The 24,363-nt window shown below is 57.6% G+C and carries 27 protein-coding genes and 2 pseudogenes; 15 read left to right on the plus strand and 14 right to left on the minus strand.

Annotated features, from left to right (window positions below):
* Window positions 1–15: 15 nt before the first annotated feature.
* Window positions 16–453, minus strand: a complete 438-nt coding sequence (locus ACIQYF_RS16745) for an Lrp/AsnC family transcriptional regulator (RefSeq protein ID WP_402863998.1) — start codon at window positions 451–453, stop codon at window positions 16–18.
* Window positions 454–584: 131 nt separating this feature from the next.
* On the opposite strand from ACIQYF_RS16745, the gene ACIQYF_RS16750 reads away from it, so the two are divergent.
* Both ACIQYF_RS16750 and ACIQYF_RS16755 read left to right on the plus strand, forming a co-directional pair.
* On the plus strand, window positions 585–1,475 hold the full coding sequence (locus tag ACIQYF_RS16750; protein ID WP_402864001.1) for a DMT family transporter: 891 nt from the start codon (window positions 585–587) through the stop codon (window positions 1,473–1,475).
* A 102-nt stretch (window positions 1,476–1,577) separates the two neighbouring features.
* Window positions 1,578–2,360: an HNH endonuclease gene (locus ACIQYF_RS16755; RefSeq protein ID WP_402864004.1), complete on the plus strand. Its 783-nt coding sequence runs from the start codon at window positions 1,578–1,580 to the stop codon at window positions 2,358–2,360.
* On the opposite strand, the gene ACIQYF_RS16760 is transcribed toward ACIQYF_RS16755, so the two are convergent.
* Window positions 2,332–2,784, minus strand: coding sequence for a hypothetical protein (locus tag ACIQYF_RS16760; protein WP_402864007.1), 453 nt, complete (start codon window positions 2,782–2,784; stop codon window positions 2,332–2,334). The genes ACIQYF_RS16755 and ACIQYF_RS16760 overlap by 29 nt on opposite strands.
* Before the next feature lie 312 nt (window positions 2,785–3,096).
* Here ACIQYF_RS16760 and ACIQYF_RS16765 point away from each other — a divergent pair, with 312 nt between their 5' ends.
* The 5 genes from ACIQYF_RS16765 to ACIQYF_RS16785 are packed head-to-tail and all read left to right on the plus strand — an operon-like array spanning window position 3,097 to window position 7,852.
* Window positions 3,097–4,677 (plus strand): ABC transporter substrate-binding protein, encoded by a 1,581-nt coding sequence (locus tag ACIQYF_RS16765; protein WP_402864010.1) that lies wholly within the window; start codon window positions 3,097–3,099, stop codon window positions 4,675–4,677.
* A 20-nt stretch (window positions 4,678–4,697) separates the two neighbouring features.
* Window positions 4,698–5,645, plus strand: a complete 948-nt coding sequence (locus tag ACIQYF_RS16770; protein ID WP_402864013.1) for an ABC transporter permease — start codon at window positions 4,698–4,700, stop codon at window positions 5,643–5,645.
* Complete coding sequence (locus tag ACIQYF_RS16775) at window positions 5,642–6,448, plus strand: ABC transporter permease (RefSeq protein WP_402864016.1); 807 nt, start codon at window positions 5,642–5,644, stop codon at window positions 6,446–6,448. Before ACIQYF_RS16770 ends, ACIQYF_RS16775 begins: the two co-directional genes overlap by 4 nt.
* Window positions 6,448–7,254 carry an ATP-binding cassette domain-containing protein gene (locus ACIQYF_RS16780; protein WP_402864020.1) on the plus strand — a complete coding sequence of 269 codons (807 nt, stop codon included), beginning with the start codon at window positions 6,448–6,450 and terminating at the stop codon, window positions 7,252–7,254. Before ACIQYF_RS16775 ends, ACIQYF_RS16780 begins: the two co-directional genes overlap by 1 nt.
* A complete protein-coding gene (locus ACIQYF_RS16785; RefSeq protein ID WP_402864023.1) occupies window positions 7,247–7,852 on the plus strand; it encodes an ATP-binding cassette domain-containing protein in 606 nt (201 codons plus the stop codon). The genes ACIQYF_RS16780 and ACIQYF_RS16785 overlap by 8 nt, the downstream gene beginning before the upstream one ends.
* 42 nt (window positions 7,853–7,894) lie before the next feature.
* On the opposite strand, the gene ACIQYF_RS16790 is transcribed toward ACIQYF_RS16785, so the two are convergent.
* Both ACIQYF_RS16790 and ACIQYF_RS16795 read right to left on the minus strand, forming a co-directional pair.
* Complete coding sequence (locus tag ACIQYF_RS16790) at window positions 7,895–8,230, minus strand: DUF6388 family protein (protein WP_402864027.1); 336 nt, start codon at window positions 8,228–8,230, stop codon at window positions 7,895–7,897.
* Between the two features lie 109 nt (window positions 8,231–8,339).
* Window positions 8,340–8,471 (minus strand): annotated as a pseudogene (locus ACIQYF_RS16795) (AraC family transcriptional regulator); the annotation flags it as partial.
* Between ACIQYF_RS16795 and ACIQYF_RS16800 the strand changes: the two are divergent.
* Window positions 8,431–8,649, plus strand: a pseudogene (locus tag ACIQYF_RS16800) (hypothetical protein); the annotation flags it as partial. The pseudogenes ACIQYF_RS16795 and ACIQYF_RS16800 overlap by 41 nt on opposite strands.
* A 9-nt stretch (window positions 8,650–8,658) precedes the next feature.
* Here the strand turns inward: ACIQYF_RS16800 and ACIQYF_RS16805 are convergent.
* Both ACIQYF_RS16805 and ACIQYF_RS16810 read right to left on the minus strand, forming a co-directional pair.
* Complete coding sequence (locus tag ACIQYF_RS16805) at window positions 8,659–8,919, minus strand: helix-turn-helix domain-containing protein (protein ID WP_402864030.1); 261 nt, start codon at window positions 8,917–8,919, stop codon at window positions 8,659–8,661.
* A 155-nt stretch (window positions 8,920–9,074) separates the two neighbouring features.
* Complete coding sequence (locus ACIQYF_RS16810; protein ID WP_402864033.1) at window positions 9,075–10,460, minus strand: nucleobase:cation symporter-2 family protein; 1,386 nt, start codon at window positions 10,458–10,460, stop codon at window positions 9,075–9,077.
* Between the two features lie 184 nt (window positions 10,461–10,644).
* Here ACIQYF_RS16810 and ACIQYF_RS16815 point away from each other — a divergent pair, with 184 nt between their 5' ends.
* From ACIQYF_RS16815 to ACIQYF_RS16825, 3 genes are read left to right on the plus strand one after another with little or no spacing between them, the layout of a single operon-like run.
* Window positions 10,645–11,100, plus strand: coding sequence for an AarF/UbiB family protein (locus ACIQYF_RS16815; RefSeq protein WP_402864036.1), 456 nt, complete (start codon window positions 10,645–10,647; stop codon window positions 11,098–11,100).
* Window positions 11,012–11,335 carry an AarF/UbiB family protein gene (locus ACIQYF_RS16820; RefSeq protein ID WP_402864039.1) on the plus strand — a complete coding sequence of 108 codons (324 nt, stop codon included), beginning with the start codon at window positions 11,012–11,014 and terminating at the stop codon, window positions 11,333–11,335. Before ACIQYF_RS16815 ends, ACIQYF_RS16820 begins: the two co-directional genes overlap by 89 nt.
* The gene (locus ACIQYF_RS16825) at window positions 11,296–11,481 is read left to right on the plus strand and encodes a hypothetical protein (RefSeq protein WP_402864042.1); all 186 of its coding nucleotides are present in this window, start codon (window positions 11,296–11,298) and stop codon (window positions 11,479–11,481) included. Before ACIQYF_RS16820 ends, ACIQYF_RS16825 begins: the two co-directional genes overlap by 40 nt.
* A 98-nt stretch (window positions 11,482–11,579) precedes the next feature.
* On the opposite strand, the gene lpdA is transcribed toward ACIQYF_RS16825, so the two are convergent.
* Genes lpdA through ACIQYF_RS16845 form a run of 4 tightly spaced genes read right to left on the minus strand, consistent with a single transcriptional unit; the run spans window position 11,580 to window position 16,538 of the window.
* Window positions 11,580–12,968 (minus strand): dihydrolipoyl dehydrogenase, encoded by a 1,389-nt coding sequence (lpdA, locus tag ACIQYF_RS16830; RefSeq protein WP_402864045.1) that lies wholly within the window; start codon window positions 12,966–12,968, stop codon window positions 11,580–11,582.
* A gap of 2 nt (window positions 12,969–12,970) precedes the next feature.
* On the minus strand, window positions 12,971–14,245 hold the full coding sequence (locus ACIQYF_RS16835) for a dihydrolipoamide acetyltransferase family protein (RefSeq protein ID WP_402864048.1): 1,275 nt from the start codon (window positions 14,243–14,245) through the stop codon (window positions 12,971–12,973).
* Entirely contained in the window at window positions 14,246–15,301 is a 1,056-nt protein-coding gene (locus tag ACIQYF_RS16840) for an alpha-ketoacid dehydrogenase subunit beta (RefSeq protein ID WP_402864051.1), read from the minus strand. It lies immediately after the preceding gene.
* Between the two features lie 4 nt (window positions 15,302–15,305).
* Entirely contained in the window at window positions 15,306–16,538 is a 1,233-nt protein-coding gene (locus ACIQYF_RS16845) for a 3-methyl-2-oxobutanoate dehydrogenase (2-methylpropanoyl-transferring) subunit alpha (RefSeq protein WP_402864054.1), read from the minus strand.
* Window positions 16,539–16,743: 205 nt separating this feature from the next.
* On the opposite strand from ACIQYF_RS16845, the gene bkdR reads away from it, so the two are divergent.
* Window positions 16,744–17,232 carry a Bkd operon transcriptional regulator BkdR gene (gene bkdR / locus ACIQYF_RS16850; RefSeq protein WP_402864057.1) on the plus strand — a complete coding sequence of 163 codons (489 nt, stop codon included), beginning with the start codon at window positions 16,744–16,746 and terminating at the stop codon, window positions 17,230–17,232.
* Window positions 17,233–17,379: 147 nt separating this feature from the next.
* Here bkdR and ACIQYF_RS16855 read toward each other — a convergent pair whose 3' ends face one another.
* Window positions 17,380–17,925: a histidine phosphatase family protein gene (locus ACIQYF_RS16855; RefSeq protein ID WP_402864060.1), complete on the minus strand. Its 546-nt coding sequence runs from the start codon at window positions 17,923–17,925 to the stop codon at window positions 17,380–17,382.
* A 135-nt stretch (window positions 17,926–18,060) separates the two neighbouring features.
* On the opposite strand from ACIQYF_RS16855, the gene copC reads away from it, so the two are divergent.
* The 3 genes from copC (at window position 18,061) to ACIQYF_RS16870 (ending at window position 20,749) form a co-directional block, all read left to right on the plus strand.
* Window positions 18,061–18,435, plus strand: coding sequence for a copper homeostasis periplasmic binding protein CopC (copC, locus tag ACIQYF_RS16860; protein ID WP_402864063.1), 375 nt, complete (start codon window positions 18,061–18,063; stop codon window positions 18,433–18,435).
* A gap of 4 nt (window positions 18,436–18,439) precedes the next feature.
* On the plus strand, window positions 18,440–19,285 hold the full coding sequence (gene copD / locus ACIQYF_RS16865) for a copper homeostasis membrane protein CopD (protein ID WP_402864066.1): 846 nt from the start codon (window positions 18,440–18,442) through the stop codon (window positions 19,283–19,285).
* 93 nt (window positions 19,286–19,378) lie between these two features.
* Window positions 19,379–20,749: a gluconate:H+ symporter gene (locus ACIQYF_RS16870; RefSeq protein WP_402864069.1), complete on the plus strand. Its 1,371-nt coding sequence runs from the start codon at window positions 19,379–19,381 to the stop codon at window positions 20,747–20,749.
* Window positions 20,750–20,829: 80 nt separating this feature from the next.
* Here ACIQYF_RS16870 and lpxO read toward each other — a convergent pair whose 3' ends face one another.
* From lpxO to ACIQYF_RS16885, 3 genes are all read right to left on the minus strand, one after another.
* Window positions 20,830–21,729 carry a lipid A hydroxylase LpxO gene (lpxO, locus tag ACIQYF_RS16875; protein WP_402864072.1) on the minus strand — a complete coding sequence of 300 codons (900 nt, stop codon included), beginning with the start codon at window positions 21,727–21,729 and terminating at the stop codon, window positions 20,830–20,832.
* Between the two features lie 219 nt (window positions 21,730–21,948).
* Window positions 21,949–22,893 (minus strand): PfkB family carbohydrate kinase, encoded by a 945-nt coding sequence (locus ACIQYF_RS16880; RefSeq protein WP_402864076.1) that lies wholly within the window; start codon window positions 22,891–22,893, stop codon window positions 21,949–21,951.
* On the minus strand, window positions 22,886–24,349 hold the full coding sequence (locus tag ACIQYF_RS16885; RefSeq protein ID WP_402864079.1) for a purine-cytosine permease family protein: 1,464 nt from the start codon (window positions 24,347–24,349) through the stop codon (window positions 22,886–22,888). The genes ACIQYF_RS16880 and ACIQYF_RS16885 overlap by 8 nt, the downstream gene beginning before the upstream one ends.
* Window positions 24,350–24,363: the final 14 nt, after the last annotated feature.

A 24,363-nucleotide genomic window follows, 5' to 3' on the forward strand; every position in this document is an offset into this window, starting at 1 on the left:
GACCCGATTGTGCGCTCACTCCATCGGCGGTAAGCGGCGCTTTACCGGACTTTTCTTGATGATGGCGGTATTGGTTTCGGCGTACGCATTCAGGTTGTCGAGCAGGGTGTCTAATTGCTCGATGGAACGCTCATACAGACGGGCGATAAAACAGTCCTCACCGGTCACCTTGTCGCACTCGGTGAACTGAGGAATGTTCTGGATCTGGCGCTCCACTTCCTGAAGTTGGCCGGGAAGTGGGCGAATGCGAATAATGGCCTGCAGTTGATAGCCAAATGCCTTGGGGTCCACCTCCACGGTGTAGCCCTTGATCACCTCACGTTCTTCAAGCTTGAGTAGCCGCTGTGCAACGCTCGGTGACGACAGACCACTGAGGGCCGCGAGCGCCTTCAAGGATTTGCGGGAATCTTCCATTAATGCGGTTATCAACAGCTGATCAATCTCGTCAGTCATTTTTCTCTCCTTAGGCAAAATCGGCAGAATGCCTCAACAGTAAAGGCGCACCAGCCTGTTTGCCTTTCGTAGATTATGGCGCTGTGTCTGGCGTAGTAGCCATACTGTTTCCTAGATCAAAGGGAGCATTTATGGATAAGTCAACGCAACGGGGTTCGCTGGAAATGGTCGCCGCCATGCTGATCTCCGGCACCATCGGCTGGCTCGTTCTAGTCTCCGGGCAGGCAGTCCCGGACGTGGTTTTTTGGCGCTGTGCGTTCGGCGCGCTGACCTTGCTGGTGATCTGTGCAGTGATGGGTTTTCTGCGGCCTGGGTTAATAACCCGGAACACTTTTTTACTGATTGTGCTCAGCGGAGTCGCCATCGTTGCCAACTGGGTGCTGTTGTTTGCGTCTTTTTCGCGGGCTTCGATTGCCATCAGCACCGCGGTCTACAACGTCCAGCCTTTCATATTGATCGGCCTTGCGGCGCTGTTTCTGGGTGAAAAAATCACCCTGCAAAAACTGGCCTGGCTGGTCGTTTCTTTCGTTGGAATGCTGGCCATCGTCAGCGCCCACACCGAGCAAGGCGAGAGTGGACGTGCATACCTTCAGGGCATCGCCTTAGCGCTGGGAGCAGCGTTGATGTATGCCGTGGCGGCCTTGATCATCAAGCGGCTCAAGGGTGTGCCTCCCCACCTGATCGCGCTGATTCAGGTCAGCACCGGCGTCTTGCTGCTGGCCCCCATGGCCAACTTCAGCGAGTTGCCCAGTGACGTGCAGACATGGGGTTATTTAGTGACGCTCGGAGTGGTTCATACCGGCTTGATGTACGTACTTCTCTACGGCGCAATCCAGAAACTGCCTACAGTCCTGTTCGGCGTACTGACTTTTATCTACCCAATTGCTGCGATATTCGTTGACTGGTTTGCGTTCGGGCATCGCCTTGAAATGCAGCAGTGGGTGGGTGTTGCCGCGATTTTGCTGGCGGCTGCGGGGATTCAGTTGGGGTGGCGATTTGGTGGGAGGCGGGTGGTTGTTTAGCGTTATGTTTTTATATTTCCTTAGTATTAATTTCTTGTCTCCTGCTTAATCGGGTAAATTTCCCTACTTTCGAGCTTAGGCGCAGATCATAGGGATTGGGTCATGTCAGACGGTTGGAGCAATGAAGAGCTTGAGGCGTCAGTGCAGGCCTACCGCGAAATGTTGGAAAAACAGGCGGCGGGAATCAAGTTTGTTAAGAAGCATATTTATCGTGGATTAGCAGAACGTTTTGGCCGTAAGGCGGGTGCTTTTGAGCGCAGAATGCAAAATATTTCTGCGATCTACGAGGAGAGAGGTCTTAAGTGGGTCGTAGGCCTAACGCCTCAAAAAAATATTGGTTCGGCCATCAAGGCTCAGCTCCATGAAATGATTGATATGCAGGCCTTGGGCGACACGGTTGCTCATGAACTTGAAGCCGCTGAAGCTGAAGCAGAACAACAAAACGTATTCGATCCTCAAACCGTTAAGGATGCTCGGAAACGAGTCGTCGCGAACATTGTCCGTAGACGGGGCCAGTCTGTATTTCGCAAAAAACTGCTGGCCGCTTATGACACGAGGTGCGCGATTACAGGATGTAATCAGGCTGAAGTGTTAGAGGCTGCGCATATTCATCCCTACAAAGGGCAGCACACGCATGTTGTATCGAACGGCTTACTGCTGCGTGCCGATCTCCATACATTGTTCGATTTGTACTTGATTGCAATTGAGCCCAATACGCAGATCATTCATCTTTCGCCGGCACTGAGCGGTTCGGACTACGTCCAATATCAAGGCCTGCCACTGAGCACACCCACCCCGGCTTCCGCCAGGCCCAGTGTTGAAACCCTCCAGTGGCACGCCGATCAATGCGTTTGGTTTAAATCCCCGATCGTGTCATCGGACTGATTATCTGGCTTCCAAGATTCAATGCCTGTATCACCAGCGCTCTCAACTCCTGCGCGTTTTCATTTTGGAAGCAATGCGAAAGCTTTTCACCAATGGTAAGAACGCCGTCATTGCCTTCGGCAAAGGCGCGCAGTATCAGCAGTCCGTTGCTGGTAAGGACGACTTCAAAAAACGAAACACCGGACATTCCGTCGAAGTGGATGTAGCCGACGTCGGCCAGCCATTTAAGGGTGGCCATGAACAGGTTTTCTTCTTTTTCCAGGGCCTCGCGGTTGCTGGCTTCCAAGCCTTTGTAGTCGATGAAGTGTTCGCCGCTAAGGGTCATAGGCAGCGGGAAGTTGCGGTACAGGCGACCCAGTATCAAGCCCGTGTAGCAGTCGAACAGTTCGATGTTGTTGGACGGCAGGTCATTGATGGCGTGCATGGTTTTTTCTTTGGCCGAAGTTGCGAATCCTTTAAACATGCGGACCTCTGTCAGTGGCGGCGGTTTGCCGTGACTCAGCAATTGTCCCTATGGGTATAGCACAAGCTCTGTCACGAGATTTGTCTGGTTATCCAAGGAGCTCGTCAGTCGATGATCGGATATAAAAGAGTGTTACAGGGTGATACGGAGGGAGCAGAAAATATTAAAAAAATCAGATGGATAATTGGATATTTAAAACTCGGCTGCTATTACTGATGAGCGCGTAAATGGACGCACGTGCCTCGCAGAGGTGGGTTATTTTCAGGAGGATGGATGTCAACGCCTGCATGGATGCGTAATACCTTGGTGGCCGCCGCGTTGTTAAGTGTGCTCGCAGCGCCTGTTTCTTCAGCGCAGGAACGCACGCTGAAATTGGCTATTGGTGACGAACCCACCGAGGGTTTTGACCCTATGCTCGGCTGGAGCCATGGCAGTTATCTGCTGCTGCACAGTCCGTTGCTGAGGCAGAACGAAGACTTGTCCTGGAGCGGTTTTCTGCTCAGCGATTATCAGACCAGTGACGATGGCAAAACCTGGACCTTGAAGCTCCAACCCGACCTTAAATTCTCTGACGGTTCACCTCTGAGCGCCAAGGACGTGGCGTACACCTATAACAATGCGGCGGCCAGCGGGGGCAAGGTCGACATGGGCAATTTCCTGAAAGCCGAGGAGGTTGATCCGCTCACCGTGCGTATCCAGCTCAAAGCACCGCCGAGCACGTTCGTCAACGTGCTCGGTTCGCTGGGCATTGTCTCTGCAGACAAGTACGACACCAAAACCTACGCGCAAAAGCCGATTGGTGCCGGGCCTTATCGGCTGGTCAGTTATCAGCCGGGCCAGCAACTGATTGTTGAGGCCAACCCTTATTACGCGGGCCATAAAAACGATTTCGACAGGCTGGTGTTTGTGTTCCTCGACGAGGACAGCGCCTTCGCAGCCGCCCAAAGCAAGCAGTTAGGCATCGTGCGTGTTGCGCCGTCGCTGGCCGTCACGCCGGCAGCGGGTATGAAGTTGTGGGTGAGACCCAGCGTTGAAAACCGTGGGATTGTGCTACCTACCACCGCGTCAGGTAAAAAAAACGCACAGGGTTATCCGATTGGTAACGATGTGACCTCGGATGTTGCGATCCGCAAGGCGATCAACTACGCCATTAATCGCCAACTGCTGGCGGATCAAATTCTTGAAGGGCATGCGATTGCGGCCTACACCGGGGTGCAGGGTTTGCCGTGGGACAACCCGCAAGCGGCCTTCAAGGATGGTGATGTGGCCAAGGCCAAACAGATTCTGGATGAGGCTGGCTGGGTTGAAACGGCCAGTGGGGTGCGTGAGAAAAATGGCCTGCCTGCCAACGTGACGCTTTGGTACGCCAGTGGCGATGCGACGCGCCGCGACTTGGCCCAGGCGGTGCGCTCGATGCTCAAGCCGATTGGCATCGACGTGGACCTCAAGTCTGGCAGTTGGGAAACCGTCGAGCGCAACATGCACGCCAACCCAACCCTGTTCGGCTGGGGCAGCCTTGACCCGATGGAGCTTTATCATCATTACAGCAGCAAGGCCGCGGGCATTGAGTACTACAACCCCGGCTATTACCAAAACCGCGTAGTCGATCAGCATTTGCAGCAGGCGCTGGATGCACCCACCTGGCAACAGGCCGTGCCGTTTTGGCAACAAGTTGAGTGGGACGGCAAAACCGGAGTGGGGGTAAAAGGCGATGCCGCCTGGGCCTGGCTGCTGAATGTACAGCACACCTATTTGGCCGATGCATGCATTGACCTGGGTAAAGGGGCGCCGGAAATCCACGGCTCCTGGTCGCTATTGAATAGCCTCGATGGCTGGAAGTGGACCTGCAAGTGATACGCGGGTTAGCGCTATTTATGGTGCGTTTGCTATGCCTGCTGCTGGTCACGGCGGCGGGCACTTTCACCTTGCTCAGCTTTTCTCCTGTGGACCCGATTCGGGCTTACATCGGCAACGATTTATTGCATGTGCCGCCAGAACAATACCCGCTGATCGCGGCACGCTGGGGGCTGGATTTGCCACTCTGGGAACGCTTTGTGCGCTGGTTTGGCCAGATGCTGCAGGGCGATCTGGGGTATTCGATGCTGTACAACGCGCCGGTTTCTGACGTGATTGGCGAACGTTTCGCCACTTCGTTTGCGCTGCTGTTTTCGGCGTGGCTGTTTTCCGGGGTGGTCGGGCTGGCCATGGGCCTGACCGCCGGGCGTTATCTCAATCGCTGGCCTGATCGACTGATCTCAGTGGTGTCCTATGTGCTGGCCTCTTTGCCGACGTTCTGGATCGGCCTGCTGTTGCTCTCGCTGTTTGCCGTCACCCTGGACTGGGCACCCATTTGCTGTGCCTGGACCCCCGGCAGTAACGCTCAAACCGCCACGTGGAGCGACAAGTTGCACCACCTGATTCTGCCGATGCTGGCGCTGGGCATGCTTGGGCTTGGCAACATCGCCTTACACACCCGCGCTCGGGTCGCAGAGGTGATGAACAGCGAGTTCATTCGATACGCCAAGGTTCAAGGCGACAAGGGGTGGCCGCTGATCAACTTCCATATTTTGCGTCACGCGGTCACGCCTGCGTTGTGCCTGCAATTTGCATCGGTGGGGGAGTTGCTGGGCGGCTCATTACTGGCTGAAAAAGTCTTCGCTTATCCGGGGCTGGGGCAGGCCACAATTGATGCCGGTCTGCGGGGCGATATTCCGTTGCTGATGGGCATTGTGATGTTTTGCGCGGTGCTGGTGTTTACCGGCAACAGCATTGCCAACGCACTGTTGCTGCGCCTTAACCGTGGGGCGGTGCGTACATCATGACCTACGACCCCAATCGCGCATTGCTCAGGTTGTGCCTTTCGTTACTGCTGTTGCTGATCTTGATTGCCTACGGATTTTCGGTTTCTGGCGTCGACATTCCGATGGACTTGCTGGCGCGGCGTCAGGCGCCCTCTGAAACGTTCTGGTTTGGCACTGACAGCCTTGGGCGTGACCTGTGGCTGCGCTGCTTTCAAGGCATGACCACCAGCTTGCAAATCGGTCTCACGGCGGCTCTGAGCAGCGGGGTACTGGCGATGCTGGCGGCCAGCTTGTGCTCTGTTAACAAAACCCTGGACTACCTGATTCGCGGGCTGATCGACAGCCTGCTGGCGTTGCCACACTTGCTTTTGCTGGTCCTGATTTGTTTCACCTTGGGCGGGGGCAAGCAGGGCGTGATTTTGGCGGTGGCGCTGACCCACTGGCCACGTCTGGCGCTGATTTTGCGGGCTGAAATCCAGCGTATTCGCGAGACCGATTTTGTGATGCTGTCCCATCGGCTGGGCAACAGCTCGTTTTATCGTTGGCGTCATCACTTGTTGCCGCTGTTGTTGCCGCAGTGGATCGTTGGCACGTTATTGATGTTCGCGCACGCAGTGTTGCACTCGGCTGCACTGAGCTTTTTGGGCTTTGGACTGGCGCCGCATGACCCGTCACTGGGGTTGTTACTGGCAGACGCGCTGCGGTATTTGAGCAGTGGCGCCTGGTGGCTGGCGTTTTTTCCAGGGTTGATTCTGGTAGGCCTGGTACTGGTTTTCGACCAATTTGCCCGGGCTTTGCAGCAACTGTGGATAAGGATGACCTGATGCTGAAATTCGACCAGTTTGCCATCGACATCGCTCGCTACCACTGGCTGGGCCATAAAACCTGGCACCCGTTGTTGAGTCATATTTCCCTTGAGGTCCACCCCGGCGAGTTGGTGGCACTGGTGGGCTCCAGCGGCGAGGGCAAAAGCTTGCTGCTGCAAAGTACTTTGGGCTTATTGCCTGACAACATGCGCTGTCATGGTGACATCGTGCTCGACGGCAAACTGCTGGGAGAGGCGGGCAAGGTCGACCAACGCGGCAAAAACCTGTGCTATGTGCCGCAAGGTGTCAGCGCCTTGAACCCTCTGATCAAAGTGGGGCCGCAACTGATGCGAGCGGCGCAGCTCAGTGGAGTCACATTGGGGCTGAGCGATGTTGCACAACAGCTCCAAAGGTACAACTTGCAACCTGATGTGGTGAATGAGTTTCCGCGCAAATTGTCGGGTGGCATGGCCAAGCGCGTACTGGCCAGTTGCGCGGCCTTGACCCACGCGCGTTACATTTTGGCCGATGAGGTGACTTCCTGGCTGGACGATGAACATGCCAGCCAACTGTTGAACCATCTCAAGGGCTTTTGCGCACAAGGACGGGGGATCTTGTGGGTAACCCACGACCTGTCGCTGGCTGCGCGCTTTGCCGACAAAATTGCAGTATTGCATCAAGGTCAATTGCACGAGACCCTGAGCGCCCAGGCGCTGCGTGAACAGGGTGGCAGCCCGTGGTTGCAGTCACTGTGGGCGGCGTTGCCCGAGCAGCAGTTCTTTGTGCAGCGAGTGCGGGGCGTTGAGAGTCCACTCTATGCTTGATGTTCAGCAATTGACCATCGTGCAAGACGGCCGTCGCTTGTGGGACTCAGTCTCGTTTCAGGTCCGGGCAGGCGAGCGCCAAGGTATCTCAGCTCCCAGCGGCTTTGGCAAAACCACCTTGGGGCGCGTGCTAGCGCAATGGCAGGCGGCAACGTCGGGCAGCATCACCGTTGATTGCAAATCGCTGCCCAAGAAGGGCTATTGCCCGATTCAACTGGTGCCGCAACACCCTGAACTCACCTTCAACCCCTACCGCACCACAGGTGATAGCCTGCGTGACGCCTGGTCGCCGGACGCCGAATGGCTCGCGCGCCTGGCGGTGAACCCAAGCTGGCTGATGCGACGCCCGGACGAGTTGTCGGGAGGGGAGTTGGCGCGTATCGCGTTGCTCAGAGCGCTGGATCCGCGCACGCGCTATCTGATCGCAGATGAAGTCACGGCGCAGTTGGACCCGCACCTGCAGGCGCAGGTATGGCAAGTTTTGCTGGAAGAGGTCCAGCGCCGTGAGTTGGGGTTGATCGTGTTTAGCCACAACCCGGCGCTGCTGGACAAAGTCTGTTCAAGCATCTGGAAGCCGCAACGGGCGTCAGCCCTGTAGGCGCGAGCTTGCCTCGCGCTCCTACAGGCGATTCAGGGCTTTTTAAAGGTGATATTCAAGGCCATACAAATCGCAATACTCGGCCCATTCCATACCGGCCATTTGCGCCACTTCACGGTGGACTTCAAGGCGTTTGGCTTCGAATTCTTCGGTTGTTTCGGTGGTCAATTGCAACGTTAATTCCCAAGCGAAAAAGCCCAATCGTTCAGCTTCTGCCTCAAAGGCTTCGTTCAGGCGTTCTTGTCGATATTCCTGCATGGATTGGCCCACGGCGCGGGCGGCCAATGGGTTTAACTTTTCAAGTTCAGCAGCCAGTTCCGGACGTTCGCCAAGAAAACGATCAAGGGCTTTTTGATGATGAGTGCTAGGTTCGGTCACACAGGTCTCCATGTTCAGTAAGGGATAAGTACAGCGTAGACCTGCTCCACGGTGTGTCCGGTTGGCAGCAACACATGCCCGTGCAGGCCGCCATGCTTTCGAGCGCTCACAGTGGCTCTGGATGTTCGATCAATTGCTCCACCCACCCGCCCACGTCTGGGTTATCACCGACTCGTTGGCGCGGCACGTAAAGGAACAACAGGTGGCTCAGGCGCTCAAGCAATGACGAAGACGGCGTCGGGCTGCACTGTTTGAGTGCCACCCGTTGGCAAACCTTGCGCCGTGCTATTTTGCCTGGCGTGTTGAGGCACGTGCTGACGGGCGTGCGACTTTCGATCGCAATGGTGCCCTGCGAAATGCCCGGCTTTGCCTTGGACGCGCTTGCACGCAGCCTGCACCGGCGTTGGGTGCCTGTATAGAAGTGCAGGCTAGTTCTCGGTGAACTCGCCATTACCCGAAGGTGCCGACATTTTGGTGGTTAAATGCAAGGTGGGTCGCTGTGTGATGATGTAGAGCACATCGACGCCGATCAATGTGATGGCGGCAAGATAATCTGCTCGGGGCAAACTCAAGTCCCGTTCATAACAGCTTTGTGCGTAGCGCCCGACACCGCCTGCTGTCGCAAAAAGTGCTTGCGTTAGTTTCAGGCGCAGACGTTCTTGCCTTAATCGTGATCCGTATGTACTCATAGCTGTAGCTCAAGACAACCAAAAGGGTCACGAAAAAGAGTAATTCAAGTAGTGAAATAGCGAAAGGGCGAGAGTCAGAAACGTCTCTTAAGAGATAGGACGCTTAATCTGAGGCGGGCAGGATACGGTGTCGTAATCCTGCCCGCCATTGCTGTTTATACAGTCGGATTTGTTTCTGTCTCTGGCAGGAACCAGTTCAACAGCAGGGCACAGATGCCGCCTGTGGCCACGCCAGACTCCAGCACGTTACGCAAGGCGGCGGGCATGTGCGCCAGGAATTCAGGCACTTGCGACACACCGAGGCCCAAGGCCAGCGACACCGCAATAATCAGCAGCGCGCGGCGGTCAAGGTGAATGCTGGCCAGAATATTAATCCCCGAGGCCGCCACCGCACCAAACATCACCATTGCTGCTCCCCCCAGCACCGGCTCCGGTACCGCCTGTATCGCACCGGCCACGCTTGGAAACAGGCCCAGCAGAATCAACATGCCAGCAATCCAGACACCGATATGGCGGCTGGCAATCCCGGTCAACTGAATGACGCCGTTGTTCTGAGCAAAGATTGAGCTAGGAAAGGTATTGAACACACCGGCCAGCAACGAGTTGGCGCCGTTGACCAATACGCCGCCCTTTATGCGCTGCATCCACACTGGGCCTTCGACCGGCTGGCGCGACACCTTGCTGGTGGCGGTCACGTCGCCAATTGCTTCCAGCGAGGTCACCAGGTAAATCACCAGCATGGGAATGAACAAGGCCCAGGAGAAGCCCAAACCAAAGTGCAGGGGCATTGGCACCTGGAACACTTCGGCCTGATGCATGCCGGTGAAGTCCAGGCGGCCCAGATACCCCGCCAGCGCGTAGCCGACGGCCAGAGCGATGACGATGGCGCAACTGCGCATCCACACCAGCGGGATGCGGTTGAGGACCACGATAATCGCCAGTACTACGCCAGACAGCATCAGGTTTTCGCCATTGGCAAAGGTGCCGTTGGCCATGGCGCTGAAACCGCCACCCATGCTGATCAGGCCGACTTTAATCAGCGTCAGGCCAATCATCAGCACCACGATCCCGGTGACCAGCGGTGTGATCATGCGTTTTACAAAGGGCAAGACTCGCGAAATACCCATTTCGACAAACGAGCCGGCAATCACCACGCCGAAAATCGCTGCCATTACGCCCTCAACCGGCGTGCCTTGCTTGACCATCAACGCGCCGCCTGCGATCAGCGGGCCGACAAAGTTGAAACTGGTGCCCTGCACAATCAACAGCCCGGCGCCGAAAGGGCCGAAACGTTTGCACTGAACAAAGGTGGCGATGCCGGAAATCACCAGCGACATAGACACGATCAGGTTGGTGTCGCGGCTCGACACTCCGAGCGCCTGACAGATCAGCAGGCCGGGCGTGACGATTGGCACAATGATGGCCAACAGGTGTTGCAGCGCTGCCAGAAAGCCGATCCACGGCTTGGGACGATCTTCAAGGCCAAAGACCAGTTCGCTGGTCTGGGACTCGGCTTCAGGCGGTGTGTTGGGAGAGGTCATGGCGAGCGCCCTGGAAAAAAGAGCGCGATTCTACTGGTGTTAGGCCACCACGCCCAGTGTTTGCTTGCACAAGCTTTCGTTGTGGACGCAAGCGAACATAAATCAATCGAATGAACAGGGCACGCTGCTGTCGCAGTTAAAGGCTCGAACGGCCACCCGGCAGCACTCAAAAAGGACCTTATTCATGCTTGAACCCACCTGGACCGCCTTAAAACATCACCGCCGGCTGCACCAAATTGTCGCGACCCTGGTGCGCTTTGGCGCGCAGGACGTGTTAATACGGCTGGGTTTGGGGCGTCTGCTGGCTGAGGTTGATCCCGAGCCCGACCAGTCACTGCCCGCCACTGCCCCGCAGCGAGTGCGCATGGCGCTGGAAGCACTAGGGCCAACGTTTATCAAGTGTGGGCAGATACTGGCGAGTCGCAGTGACATTTTGTCGTCGCAGTGGGTTGATGAACTGCAAGCCCTGCACAGTCAGGCCTCGACCCTTGCATGGGCTGAGCTGCAGGCGCAGGTGCTGGAAGATTTGGGCTGCGAGTTGGATCAGGTGTTTGCCGAATTCGACACCCAGCCACTGGCTGCCGCATCGATGGCTCAGGTGTATCGAGCACGCTTGCTCAGCGGCGAGGCCGTGGTTTGAAGACGGTCTGTTTCATGGCGATCCGCACTCCGGCAACTTGCGGGCAATGAGCGATAACCGTGTCGGTTTTATCGACTTCGGTATGGTCGGACGCCTAGACGAGCGGCGTCGCTTCGAAGTCATGAACTTTATGCGGGCCTTGACCGAGGGCAGCACCGAGATCCTGATTGGCGTCTTGATCGACTGGAGCGCTCCTTGCGTCTGGCGTCGACCCGACTGTCGTTGGCGTTGCTGATCGGCGCGCTGCTGATTGCCTTCGGCCCGCAAATCGCTGCCGCCGGACCGGTGTGGCAAGGTTTGTCGGCAATCGGCTGGTTGGCCGCGATTGCCACGCTGGGCGGTTTGCTGGCGTTTTTATGGAGCCTGTTCAAAGGCTCATAAATCACCTGGGGGAGCTGTCGAGGAACGACGGCGGCGATCTTAGACCGGCAAGATCAAAAGATCGCAGCCTGCCCCCGCTCCTGCAAGGGGTGCATGCATTACAGGTGCAAGGCATGCCCCAAAGCCCGGAGGGCCGCTTCCTGCACCGCTTCACCCAAGGTTGGGTGCGCGTGGATGGTGCCAGCGATGTCTTCCAGGCACGCGCCCATTTCCAGCGACTGGCCAAACGCTGTCGACAATTCCGAAACCCCTGCGCCCACGGCTTGCCAGCCCACAATCAAGTGGTTGTCACGCCGCGCAACCACCCGCACAAATCCGGTTTTGGATTCCAGAGTCATGGCCCGTCCATTGGCACTGAACGGAAAGCTGGCGCTGATGAAGTCCAGCCCCGCAGCCTCTGCCTCGACCGGGGTTTTACCGACCACGACAATTTCCGGGTCGGTGAAGCACACGGCCGCGATTGCAGTGGGGGTGAATTCGCGGTGTTTGCCGGCAATGATCTCAGCCACCCTTTCTCCTTGAGCCATCGCCCGGTGCGCAAGCATCGGCTCGCCGGTGAGATCACCAATGGCCCACACGTTGCGCATGCTGGTCTGGCAGCGGTTATCGACGCGTATCGCTGGGCCGTTCATGGCCAGCGCCAGGGTTTCCAGGTTGAACCCTTGGGTGCGTGGGCGACGACCGACGGCCACCAGCACCTGATCGGTTTCCAGGGTTTGGCTCTCGCCCATGCGATTGCGCATCGACAGAGTCTTGGTGCTGGCCTGGAAGCCTTCAACGCTGTGTTCCAGGTACAAGGTGATGCCCAGTGCCTTTAGCGATTCGGCTACCGGCAAGGTCAGTTCTTTGTCGTAGGTCGGCAAGATCCGGTCACGGGCTTCAACCACGGTCACTTCAGCACCCAGCTTGCGATAGGCGATGCCCAGCTCCAGCCCTATATAACCGGCGCCCACAACGGTCAAGCGCTTGGGAATAGCGGTCGGGGCCAAGGCTTCGGTGGAAGAAATAATCGCGCCGCCAATCGGCAGAATCGGCAGGTCGACGGTTTGCGAACCCGTGGCCAGCAACAGGTGTTCGCACTCGATGCGCTGACCGTCGACTTCGACCGCCTTACCATCAAGAATGTTGGCCCAGCCATGAATGACCTTGACCCCGTGCTTTTTCAGCAAGGCACCAACGCCGGTGGTCAGGCGATCAACAATGCTGTTTTTCCATTGCACGCTCTGGCCGATGTCCAGGGTCGGTGTCTGGGTCCTGATCCCTAATGGCGACGCGTTAGCGCTGTAGCGTTGCGTGGTGTGGAACTGCTCCGCCACGTGAATCAGCGCCTTGGATGGGATGCACCCGACGTTGAGGCAGGTGCCGCCCAGCGACTGGCCTTCGATCAAAAGGGTTGGGATGCCTAGCTGGCCGGCACGAATAGCTGCCACATAGCCGCCAGGGCCGCCGCCGATAATCAGCAGCGTGGTGTGTTGAGTTGGCTGCATGTTCACTCCAGAAACAGGGTGGCAGGTTGTTCGAGCAAGCCACGCATGGCCTGGATAAATTGTGCTGCGTCCATGCCGTCGACCACGCGATGGTCGAAAGAGCTGGAGAGGTTCATCATTTTGCGAATCACGATCTGGCCTTTAATCACCATCGGCCGTTCGACGATGCGGTTCACGCCAATAATCGCGACTTCGGGCAGGTTGACCACCGGGGTACTGACAATCCCGCCCAGTGCACCCAGGCTGGTCAGGGTGATGGTCGAGCCGGTCAGTTCTTCACGGGTGGCCTTGCCGGTGCGCACCGCATTCGCCAAACGCGCAATTTCCTCGGCAGCGCCCCATAGAGTCAGGGTTTCGGCGTGTCGCACCACCGGCACCATCAGGCCGCTATCGCTTTGTGCCGCCACGCCGATATGGGCGGCGCCAAAGCGGGTGATGATTTGCGCTTCGTCGTCGTAGCGCACATTGATCTGCGGGAAATCGCGCAAGGCCACGACCATGGCCCGCACCAGAAATGGCAGCAAGGTCAGTTTGCCGCGGCTGTCGCCCCATTTCTGATTGAGCTGGGCGCGCAGTTCTTCGAGCGCGGTGACGTCTATTTCTTCAACGTAGCTAAAGTGCGCGGCGCGGCGTTTGGCATCTTGCATGCGCTGGGCGATTTTACGACGCAGGCCGATCACGGGGATCTGCTGTTCATCGTTGCGTTTGGCGTAACCGCTGGCAGGCGCAGCGCTGGTGCTGGTGTCTTGTGCCAGGTACGCATCGAGGTCGTCGTGCAACACGCGGCCCGCAGGCCCAGTGCCTTGCACAAAGCGCAGCTCGATTCCGGCATCCCATGCGCGTTTTCGCACAGCAGGCGATGCCAGAGGGCGTTCGTTGGCCTCGCGGGCGACCGGGGTTGGCATAGATTTAATGGCTGGCGCCGAAACAATGGCCACTTCAACCCGGGCTTGCGCTACCGCTTTAGGCGCTGCGACGGGCTCTGCGGCTGGGGCCGCCACCCCAGGTGCAGCGCTTTCACGCAGGTTGCCCGCGCCTTCGACTTCGATGCGAATCAACTCGCTGCCCACGGCCATTACTTCGCCAGGCTGCCCGCCCAGCGCCAGTACCCGGCCTGCAACGGGCGAAGGGATGTCCACGGTCGCTTTGTCAGTCATGACGTCGGCCACTACCTGATCTTCGCTGACCATGTCACCGACTTTGACAAACCATTCCACCAGCTCGACTTGTGCAATGCCTTCGCCAATGTCCGGCATCTTGATAACGTGCGTACCCATTTAAACCTCCATAACCCGTTGCAAAGCCGCACCCACGCGTGCCGGACCTGGGAAATAGGCCCACTCCTGAGCATGCGGGTAAGGCGTGTCCCAGCCTGTTACGCGTTCAATCGGTGCTTCCAGGTAGTGGAAGCAGTGCTCTTGAACCAGCGCAATCAGCTCGGCGCCAAAGCCGCAGGTGCGGGTGGCTTCGTGCACGACGACACAGCGGCGGGTTTTCTTCACGGAGGTAACAATGGCGTCCAGGTCCAGCGGCCACAGGCTGCGCAGGTCGATGACTTCAGCGTCGATGCCGGTTTCTTCGGCCGCCACCTGGGCCACGTAAACGGTGGTGCCGTAGGTCAGGATAGTGACTTCAGTGCCGGGGCGCACAATGGCGGCGCAATCGAGCGGCACGGTGTAATAGCCATCAGGTACGGCGCTGGCCGGGTGCTTGGACCATGGCGTCACCGGGCGCTCGTGGTGGCCATCGAACGGGCCGTTGTACAGGCGTTTTGGTTCGAGGAAGATCACCGGGTCATCGTTCTCGATGGCGGCAATCAACAGGCCTTTGGCGTCATACGGATTGGACGGCATGACGGTGCGCAGGCCGCAGACCTGAGTAAACATCGCTTCCGGGCTTTGGCTGTGGGTCTGGCCACCATAAATGCCACCGCCGCAGGGCATGCGCAGGGTCATCGGAGCGATAAATTCGCCCGCTGAGCGATAGCGTAAGCGAGCTGCTTCGGAAACGATCTGGTCGGAAGCGGGGTAGAAGTAGTCAGCAAACTGGATTTCAGCGACCGGGCGCAGGCCATAAGCGCCCATGCCAACGGCGGCCCCCACGATGCCGCTTTCGGAGATCGGGGCGTCGAACACCCGCGAGCTGCCGTACTTGGCTTGCAGGCCTTCGGTGCAGCGAAAGACGCCGCCGAAGTAACCCACGTCCTGACCGAACACCACCACGTTGTCATCACGTTCAAGCATGACGTCCATGGCCGAGCGCAGTGCCTGGATCATTGTCATGGTGCTGGTACTCACGGCGTTCTCCATCTGAATTTTATTGTTGTCGTTCATCTGGTTATAACCCCAATTCCTGACGTTGCCGACGCAAGTGGTCGGGCATGTCCTTGTACACGTCCTCAAAAATCGTCGCTGCGCTGGGCATTTGTCCGCCAGCCAAGGTGCCGAAACGCTCGGCCTCCTTTTGCGCGCCAATGATTTCGGCTTCGAGTTCGGCGCTGACGGCGGCGTGCTCTTCTTCTGACCAGTTGCCAGTGGCGATCAGGTGCTGCTTGAGGCGGGCAATCGGATCGCCCAGCGGGAAGTGGCTCCAGTCATCAGCCGGGCGGTACTTGGAGGGATCGTCCGAGGTGGAATGCGGGCCGGCACGGTAGGTGACCCACTCAATCAGCGTTGGCCCCAGATTGCGGCGGGCGCGCTCTGCCGCCCATACCGAGGCGGCGTACACGGCGATGAAGTCGTTACCGTCAACCCGCAGTGAGGCGATGCCGCAGCCTACTCCACGTCCGGCGAAGGTGGTGGATTCGCCCCCGGCAATGGCCTGAAAGGTCGAAATCGCCCACTGATTGTTCACCACGTTGAGAATGACCGGTGCACGGTACACGTGGGCAAAGGTCAGGGCGGTGTGGAAATCGGACTCAGCGGTTGCACCGTCACCGATCCAGGCTGAGGCGATTTTCGTGTCACCCTTGATCGCCGAGGCCATGCCCCAGCCGACGGCTTGCACGAATTGCGTGGCCAGGTTGCCGGAAATACTGAAAAAGCCGTAGTCGCGTACCGAATACATGATCGGCAATTGACGACCTTTGAGCGGGTCGCGTTCGTTGGACAGCAACTGGCAGATCAGATCGACCAGCGGCACATCACGGGCCATCAAAATGCTTTGTTGGCGGTACGTCGGGAAGCACATGTCATCGATGTTCAGCGCCAGGGCTTGAGCGCTGCCGATGGCTTCTTCGCCAAGGCTTTGCATATAGAACGACATTTTTTTCTGACGCTGGGCGACCACCATCCGGGTGTCAAAAATCCGCGTTTTCAGCATGGCCCGCATCCCGGTGCGCAATACCTCGCTGCAGATGCCTTCGGCCCATGGGCCAAGTGCCTGACCTTTATCATCGAGCACGCGAATAAGGCCTCTGGCCAAATCAGCCGTGTCGGCAGGTTCTACGTCGATAGGGGGTTTGCGTACCTGGCCTGCATCGGTCAGGCGAAGGTAGCTGAAGTCGGTCTTGCAGCCTGGGCGGCCGGAGGGTTCGGGAACGTGCAGGCGCAGCGGTGCATATTCGGTCATGGCTTTCTCTACGCTCGATCTTGTCGTGTTTTTAGGCGCGGGAGCTAGGTTGTACGGCGAAGATTTGACGGTTTTAAAAGCCAAATCTTGTCCTACAACAATCATATTCCTGACAGTGAAGAATATTTATCTGTAGTTCGTTGTGCTTTGAGGCCAATAAGGATAAGAATTCTGCATAAACATAAAAAACAGGTGTTTTTGTCTCATGCGTAAGCTGGATCGAACGGATATAGGGATTCTCAACAGCCTTCAGCAGAATGCGCGGATCACCAACGCGGACCTTGCACGCTCGGTTAATCTGTCACCGACGCCGTGTTTTAACCGGGTCAAAGCGATGGAAGAGCTGGGGTTGATTCGTGAGCAAGTGACCCTGCTCGACGCCGATATGTTGGGCTTGCACGTTAACGTGTTTATTCATGTCAGCCTGGAGAAACAGGTCGAAGAGGCGCTGCAACATTTTGAGGCGGCGATTTCAAATCGCCAGGAAGTCATGGAGTGCTATTTGATGGCGGGTGACCCGGATTATCTGATCCGGGTGCTGGTGCCGAGCATTCAGGCGCTGGAGCGCTTCATGCTGGACTTTCTGACCAAAGTGCCGGGCGTGGCCAATATCCGTTCCAGCTTTGCCCTCAAGCAAGTGCGGTACAAAACCGCACTGCCGTTGCCGCCGGGCGGGTTGATGCTGGAGGAGTGATCAACCCGCCCGGTGAAGCTCACGTCGGCGCTGTTGAGCAAGGTCACGAAGGCGCCCTCCAGTGTTGCATTGTGATGCTTGATGCTCTGCGCGGCCGCTAGCAGCGGGGTGTCCACACAGGTATGGGCACCTGCACTCAGCAGGGGCTCAAACCCGCAGCCGCCAGCGCTCTGTATAGCGCAGGTCGACGATCGACAAGGGTTCGACATCGATCAGGTTGAAGGAGGCGGTGCTGGCTGCCAGGGCATGCAAAATAGCTGCACGGATGACGAAGGGGTGAGTCACCACGGCAAAGTGGCCTTCTTCGCGAAAGCTGTCGAGCCAGGCTCCCACCCGCAGGCACAGGTCTTGTACCGATTCGCCGCCATGGGGGGCTGCGTTGGGGTTGCTGATCCAGTCGGTGAGCACTTGAGGCATGCTGTGTTGCAGGTCTGACAGGCTTTGTCCTTTCCAGTCACCCATGTCGTAATCCTCAAGCTCCGGCACGATTTCAATTTCACTGCCCAGTGCCTGAGCGGTTTGAAGTGTTCGAGTTTCAGGGGCGCAAAGAATGCGCACGGGCTTTTTCAGCGCCGAGGCCATGAGCGCCACTTTTTCCAGGCTTTTGGGCTCTGCCGGCTCATCGAGTGCAAAGCGCGCCAGACGCTGGGCCTCAGTACGGGCGTGACAAATAAAGCTGAGACGAATGGGCATTGTCAAATCCTTGCGGGTGATGCGCTGCAGTCGCAGAGGGTATGCGCTAAGTTCGCATGGGCTGCGTGTGAGCGCTCCTCTATTGAGATTAGGCGAGTATTATTGCCACGTATTCCAATCTCAAGGTACTTCACGATGTCTGCTGCCTTCTTGAAAAAAGTCCTCAATACAGCTGCTTTGGTGACACTGATGGCGGGTGCCAGTGCGGCATTTGCTCACGCGCATCTTAAGGAGGCAACCCCGGCTGCCGATAGCAGCACCGCTGACGTTAAAGAAGTGCGTTTAAAGTTTAGCGAGGGCGTAGAGCAGGCTTTCACCCAAGTAGCCATCAGCCATGATGGCGCACCTGTCGCACTGAGCAGTGTGAAAACTGAGCCTTCGGACAAAAAAGTGCTGATCGTGACGCCGCAGCAGCCTCTTCCAGCAGGTCAGTACGAAGTGAAGTGGAACGCGGTCTCTGTCGATACCCATAAAAGTGCCGGTCAATACCGCTTCACGGTGAGCAACTGAGTTGATGTTCAGCGCCATGGTTGTCTGTCGTTTTGTGCATTTCAGCGCGGTGTTGCTGCTTTTTGGGGCCTGGGTATTCAGGCCTTTGTTGCTGGGGTTGCAGTATGATTCCGGGCAACAACTTCGCTGCGCTTACCGCGGGCTGGCATGGCTGGCGCTGGTCAGTGGCGTGGTCTGGTTGCTGCTGACCACGCATTCCATGGCCGGTAGCTGGGCCGACACTTTGGACCCGGGGACGTTAAAACGGGTGTTGGGCAGCACTTTTTTTGGTCAGGTTTGGGCAGGGCACTTACTGTTCAATGGGCTGCTACTGCTGGCGTTGTACGTTAGCGCCCGAAGCAGTGTGGTCTGTGCGCTGAATTTTCTGTTGCTGGCCACTCTGGCCCCAGTCGGGCATGGCGCAATGCTGGATGGCTGGCAGGGGCAACTGCTGATCCTCAACCAGTTGGTCCATTTGCTCTGTGTCGCAGCCTGGGTCGGCGGCCTGCCGGTGTTGTGGCATGTACTCTCGCATCCTGCCGGGCTTGCGGTCGATGCGGTACTGCGGCGCTTCAGTCATATAGGGTTTGTGCTCGTGGCCGGGATCATTCTCACTGGCCTGATCAATACGCGGGTGCTGACAGGCGCACTGTGGCCTACGCCTTTGTTTGAAGGTTTCGCTCTGATTTTGCTGATCAAGGTGACGCTGGTCGGGCTGATGTTGCTGTTCGCCTTGTTCAATCTTGTGATGAGCCGTACTGGTCATTTTGCTGTGTTGCGCAACAGTGTGGCGTTTGAATGGTGCTTGGGGATGTCGGCTGTGGCTGCGGTTTCATTGCTCGGCACCTTGGCGCCGTTGGTCATACGCTGAGTGGCATCTGTCTCAATCTTCATCCTGTCCGGTTTTGTCATCCGTTATATTTGGTCTTCTCGTAACAAATAACTACAAAGAGAGGGCTCATCGTTGGATCTTTCAACCCCGCTATGGCTGGCACACGATACTCAATTGATCGTGTGCTGCCTGCTGGCAATTTTCGCCATCATCGTTTTAATCAGTGTCTGTAAGCTCACGCCCTTTCTTTCTATTCTGATCGGTACTTTTGTCGCAGGGATAGGCGCAGGTTTACCACCCGAAATCGTCGCCAAGGCCTTCAGCAAAGGTGCTGGAAGCATCTTGGGCGAAGCCGGGATCATCATTGCCCTGGGGGCCATGCTTGGCGCCTTGATGGCGGAGTCGGGGGCAGCGGATCAAATCGCCTCGACCTTGTTGCGCCATGCCAAGGGCAAGGCATTACCCTGGGTGATGGCGTTGGTGGCGATGGTGGTGGGCTTGCCGTTGTTCTTTGAGGTGGGGCTGGTGCTGATGGTGCCGATCATCTTTGTGATCGCTAGGCAGTCGGGGCAGCCGCTGCTCAGGGTCGCCATCCCTGCACTCGCGGGCATGACCACCTTGCACGCCTTGATGCCGCCGCACCCCGGCCCGCTGATTGCGGTCAGCGCCTTGCACGCGGATTTGGGGCTGACCATGTTGTTGGGGCTGAGTCTGGCGATTCCGGCGGTGATTCTGGCCGGCCCGCTGTATGGCATTTGGCTGTCCAAACGCATGCATGTGGTAGAGCCTGCCGAGTTGGGTGCGTTGTTCTCGGCCAAGGTGGCCACCCGGCGCAAGCCGACGTTTGCAGTGTCGCTGCTGATTATTTTGTTACCCGTACTCCTGATGCTCGGCAGCACCCTGGCCAAGGTTGCGATGGCGCCTGAGAGTGGGATGGCCGTGACCTTGAAGTTTCTGGGCGAGCCTTTGATCGCGCTGGGGCTGGCGGTGATTGCGGCGGTGATTTGCCTGGGGTGGTCCATCGGCATGGCCCGCGATCAGGTGGGCGGCGTGCTGCGTAAGAGTCTGGCGCCGATTGCCGTGCTGTTGCTGACGATTGGCGCGGGCGGTGGCTTGAAAGAGACCCTGTTACAAGCCGGGATCAGTGACACCATCAGTAAGGTCGCCACCGGGGCGCACCTCTCATTCGTGTTGCTGGCGTGGTTGATTGCGGTGGCGTTACGTCAGGCCACGGGGTCGGCAACGGTGGCGACCACCACCACGGCCGGTATTCTGGCGCCTTTGATCATCGGGCTCGGAGGCACTCAAAGCTCTTTGGTGGCGCTGGCCATCGGAGCGGGTTCGGTGTTCTTTTGTCACGTCAACGACGCGGGGTTCTGGATGGTGCGCGAGTACTTTGGCCTGGAGCTCAAACAGACATTGTGGGTGTGGTCAGTGCTGCAAACCATCGTCTCGGTGGTGGGGCTGGTGGGTACCTTATTGCTGTGGAAAGTGCTGGTCTAGACGTCTTAATTGCAGGCGCAAGCTTGGCTCGCGATCTTTTTAAAGCTCAAAAGATCGCGAAGGCACGCTCGCTACAGGGTTTAGATCAGCAAGAACAACGCCAGCAAGGCGCCGAAAATCGCCCATTTTTCCAGGTAGTAGCGCGTGCGATTGCGTTTTTTAAGCGCTTTGCCGCGCAAGCGAATCGTGTACAGCCGGGTGAAGGCCCGATTCAGGCCGCCGGTTCTATCATTGGCGTCGTTGGGTGAACTGGCCGAGGCCATCACGGTACGACTGAACCATTGGTTGAAGGCTGCTGCCCAGCCGTATTGCATCGGCCGTTCAACATCGCAAAACAGGATGATGCGGTTCTTGTTGGTGCTGTTTTCGGCGTAATGAATGAACGTTTCGTCGAACATCACCGCTTCGCCGTCACGCCAGGCGTAGTTCTGCCCATCGACATTGATATAGCAGCCAGGGTCATTCGGGGTGTCCAGGCCCAAGTGGTAACGCAGCGAGCCCGCGTACGGGTCGCGATGACGAACCAGTTTTGAACCCGGCGGTAACTCGGCAAACATGGCGGCTTTGACGGTGCCGATGCTGTTGAGCAGCTCGATCGTGCGCGGGCACAGCTCCACGGCGGAAGGGTGGTTGTCGCCGTACCACTTGAGGTAAAAACGTTTCCAGCCGCTCTTGAAGAATGAGTTGAAACCCACGTCATTCGGCTGTTCGGAACGTTTGATCTCACCCGCCTGCATCAGGTTTCGGGCTTCTTCGCGTATCTCTTGCCAGTGGTCCTGCAGGACGTGCAACTGGGGGAAGTCAGCCGGTTTCAAGTAAGGCTGGCTGGGCACCTTGGAGAACAGATACAAGAAGCAGTTGATCGGCGCCAGGAAGGTGGAGTGGTCGCTCAGTTGGCGACCGAGTTTATGGCGAACCCTGCCCCGCAGGTGTACATATGCGATGGACAAAACGTAGACAGCAATAATGATGAATTTCAAAAGGATCGTCACACAGTCAGAGAAGCGCCGCCCGACCTACACGCAAGTGGCCCGACATCCTGTAGGAGTTGTCGGGCGCTGGTGTATCTGGAAGGGAGTCAAAGCGTAAGGTTAAAACAGCAGCCTGAGCATTTTCCAGCACTCGGCCACAGATTTATGGCTTTTTGCCTACAGTCTTTGGTCGTGTTGCGAGTAAAGTTTTGTGTGTTCTGCTCTGTTTCAATCCTGTTTGTGCGCCGCAGAGCAGGCACTTTGGATAAAACAGTCAATTTCGCTGGCATTTGGAGCGGTGGCTGGCCCCCAGCGTGTGACGGCTATAGCCGCTGCCGCATTGGCTCGCTGGGCCGCATCCGGCGCTGTGTGGCCTGTACTGAGCGCGGCAATCATGACCCCTGTATGGGCGTCTCCAGCGCCATTGCTGTCGATGGCGTCAACGTTAAAACCGGCAATCAGTTGCGGCCCCTGAGCGTTGTTGATCCAGCATCCTTGCGGGCCGTCGCGGACCACCACCAGGCAGTTATCGGGCAGTCGCGATTTCAGCGTGAGCAGGGCGTCTGCAATCGTCGTGCTGGCGGTGAAACCTAGTGCTTCGCTGCGATTACTGGTCCAGAGGTGCAGGCGGGGCAATAAAGTACTGATCAAGGCGGGGTCGATGTCTTGCAGTAATGGACCCGGATCGAAGGTGACATGGACGCTTCGCGCCAATCCGGTCAGCCAGCTAAGCAGTGACTTGGCTTTGCCCGGATGCAGCAGGCTATAGCCGCTGATATATAGGTAGTCGTCAGGTTCAACATGCACCGTTGCAAGATCCTCGTTCGACAGAACACCCTCTGCGCCAATGCAGGAAATAAACGTTCGCTCGGCGTTGGCTTCGGTCAATGCCACACAGAGTCCGGTGTCTTTGTCTGGATCAATTGGCTGGATGACCTTAATGCCTTCTGCTTGCAAGGCCAGACGTGCAATATCGCCAAACTGGCCTCGGCCATGACGGCCAAGGTAAAGGGTGTTAAGCCCGTTGCGTTGCGCGGCGGCCATTGTATTGAAGCCGCCTGCGGCGTGGAAACTGGCGCTTTTGGCTAACTCATCGCCGCCGGAACGGGGCAAGGTTTCGAGTGCCATGACCAGGTCAATAATCACTTGGCCGGTGTGTAGCAATCTAGACATTGGCAGGCCCCGGAATAGCCAGTCGGCGGTCTTTGGCGCCGCCGAGCAGCGCATACAACCCTCCTGCGACGACAAACGTCACGATCCAGCCCAGACCGTTATGACCCATCCATGAATCGGCCAGTGGCCCGACGAACCAGTCGGCGTCTGAGCTGCCGACCCGGGTAAAGCACAAGCCCAGCATCAAGGCCAGCGCCCATGAACCCAGTGCTCGCCATTCAATACCGCCGTGGTACCAATAAATGGAGCTGGGGCTGACATCCAGCAGGTCTCGGGAGCTGTAGTACTGGCGATGGATGAGGTCGACGACAAAGATCGCGACCCACGCAGTAATCGCAATTGCCGTCAGTGAAATAAATGTGATGAAGGGCCCATAAAAACTATCGGCGAACAGCATGAAGTAAATGGAGCCACAGAAAATGGCCACGATATCGACGACAACGGCCTGCACCCGCTTGATTTTGATCCCCAGAGTCAGGGTAGTGAGCCCCGCCGAATACACTGACAGGTGATTGGACAGCAGTAAGCCGCCGAACGCGCTAAGCAGATAGGGCACGGCCATCCAGGCGGGCAACATGTTGCGGATCGCAGCGATGGGGTCGGTGGCTGAGGCCAGGTCGTGGTTGCCGACTGACAACAAGCCGCCCAGGGTGATCAGCAGGACCAGTGGAATGCCTGCGCCCCAAGCCGCGCAGGCCACCAATTGGGTCGCACTGACGCTGCGATGTTGATAGCGCGACATGTCAGCACCGGCATTGGCCCAGCCGAGCCCGGTACCTGCCGCCATGATCCCGATGCCGATCAACACGGAACTGACCGGCGCCGCGTTGGTGTTGAAGACCGCCTGCCAGTCGATGGTCGCGCACAGAAAACCTCCTACCAGCAGGTTGAGTGCACCAAACAGGTAGGTTGCCCATTTTTGAATGACCAGCAAGGTAGCGTGGCCCAGTCCGGAAACGGACAGGGTCAACAGGGTGAATATCGCGATAAAGAGTAGGGTGAGCAGTGGCGCATTTTTAGCTTCGGTGGGCGTGCCAAACACGATTGCGCACAACGCCAGCAGTACAAACGCGGCGGTGGTGGTGTTGACGGTTTCCCAGCCGACGCGTGACATCAGAGAAATCAGCGTGGGCCCAATGTTGCCGCGCACCCCAAAGATCGCTCGCGACAGAGTCAGGCTTGGCGCTCGGCCGCGTCGTCCAGCGATGGAGATCACGCCAACCACAGCGAACGAGCCCGCCGCGCCGATCAAGGCAACGAGGACGACCTGCCATATGGCCAACGGGTGGAAGGCTACCAGCGTTGCGCCGAGCGGCAAGCCGAGAATGCTGATATTGGCCGCAAACCAGACCCAGAACAGTTGCAGCGGGTTGCCATTGCACTCGTTTTCGGGAACCGGTTCTATACCGCGGGTTTCCAGTTGTCCGGCACTGTGCCCTGCGTTGGGACTGCTCATGGGATGCTGCTCCT

Origin of the sequence: Pseudomonas sp. NPDC096917, from assembly GCF_044762555.1 — a bacterium.
Classification (GTDB): domain Bacteria; phylum Pseudomonadota; class Gammaproteobacteria; order Pseudomonadales; family Pseudomonadaceae; genus Aquipseudomonas.

What these genes read in the sequence shown, in the direction of transcription:
- bkdR (WP_402864057.1), top strand. Translation starts at nt 16,744, where the DNA reads ATGCGTAAGCTGGATCGAACGGATATAGGGATTCTCAACAGCCTTCAG.
- ACIQYF_RS16785 (WP_402864023.1), top strand. Translation starts at nt 7,247, where the DNA reads ATGCTTGATGTTCAGCAATTGACCATCGTGCAAGACGGCCGTCGCTTG.
- ACIQYF_RS16770 (WP_402864013.1), top strand. Translation starts at nt 4,698, where the DNA reads ATGGTGCGTTTGCTATGCCTGCTGCTGGTCACGGCGGCGGGCACTTTC.
- ACIQYF_RS16810 (WP_402864033.1), bottom strand. Translation starts at nt 10,460, where the DNA reads ATGACCTCTCCCAACACACCGCCTGAAGCCGAGTCCCAGACCAGCGAA.
- ACIQYF_RS16775 (WP_402864016.1), top strand. Translation starts at nt 5,642, where the DNA reads ATGACCTACGACCCCAATCGCGCATTGCTCAGGTTGTGCCTTTCGTTA.
- ACIQYF_RS16880 (WP_402864076.1), bottom strand. Translation starts at nt 22,893, where the DNA reads ATGTCTAGATTGCTACACACCGGCCAAGTGATTATTGACCTGGTCATG.
- ACIQYF_RS16745 (WP_402863998.1), bottom strand. Translation starts at nt 453, where the DNA reads ATGACTGACGAGATTGATCAGCTGTTGATAACCGCATTAATGGAAGAT.
- ACIQYF_RS16780 (WP_402864020.1), top strand. Translation starts at nt 6,448, where the DNA reads ATGCTGAAATTCGACCAGTTTGCCATCGACATCGCTCGCTACCACTGG.
- ACIQYF_RS16760 (WP_402864007.1), bottom strand. Translation starts at nt 2,784, where the DNA reads ATGCACGCCATCAATGACCTGCCGTCCAACAACATCGAACTGTTCGAC.
- ACIQYF_RS16845 (WP_402864054.1), bottom strand. Translation starts at nt 16,538, where the DNA reads ATGACCGAATATGCACCGCTGCGCCTGCACGTTCCCGAACCCTCCGGC.
- ACIQYF_RS16885 (WP_402864079.1), bottom strand. Translation starts at nt 24,349, where the DNA reads ATGAGCAGTCCCAACGCAGGGCACAGTGCCGGACAACTGGAAACCCGC.
- copD (WP_402864066.1), top strand. Translation starts at nt 18,440, where the DNA reads ATGTTCAGCGCCATGGTTGTCTGTCGTTTTGTGCATTTCAGCGCGGTG.
- ACIQYF_RS16835 (WP_402864048.1), bottom strand. Translation starts at nt 14,245, where the DNA reads ATGGGTACGCACGTTATCAAGATGCCGGACATTGGCGAAGGCATTGCA.
- ACIQYF_RS16855 (WP_402864060.1), bottom strand. Translation starts at nt 17,925, where the DNA reads ATGCCCATTCGTCTCAGCTTTATTTGTCACGCCCGTACTGAGGCCCAG.
- ACIQYF_RS16765 (WP_402864010.1), top strand. Translation starts at nt 3,097, where the DNA reads ATGTCAACGCCTGCATGGATGCGTAATACCTTGGTGGCCGCCGCGTTG.
- ACIQYF_RS16755 (WP_402864004.1), top strand. Translation starts at nt 1,578, where the DNA reads ATGTCAGACGGTTGGAGCAATGAAGAGCTTGAGGCGTCAGTGCAGGCC.
- copC (WP_402864063.1), top strand. Translation starts at nt 18,061, where the DNA reads ATGTCTGCTGCCTTCTTGAAAAAAGTCCTCAATACAGCTGCTTTGGTG.
- ACIQYF_RS16750 (WP_402864001.1), top strand. Translation starts at nt 585, where the DNA reads ATGGATAAGTCAACGCAACGGGGTTCGCTGGAAATGGTCGCCGCCATG.
- ACIQYF_RS16840 (WP_402864051.1), bottom strand. Translation starts at nt 15,301, where the DNA reads ATGAACGACAACAATAAAATTCAGATGGAGAACGCCGTGAGTACCAGC.
- ACIQYF_RS16805 (WP_402864030.1), bottom strand. Translation starts at nt 8,919, where the DNA reads ATGAGTACATACGGATCACGATTAAGGCAAGAACGTCTGCGCCTGAAA.
- ACIQYF_RS16815 (WP_402864036.1), top strand. Translation starts at nt 10,645, where the DNA reads ATGCTTGAACCCACCTGGACCGCCTTAAAACATCACCGCCGGCTGCAC.
- lpdA (WP_402864045.1), bottom strand. Translation starts at nt 12,968, where the DNA reads ATGCAGCCAACTCAACACACCACGCTGCTGATTATCGGCGGCGGCCCT.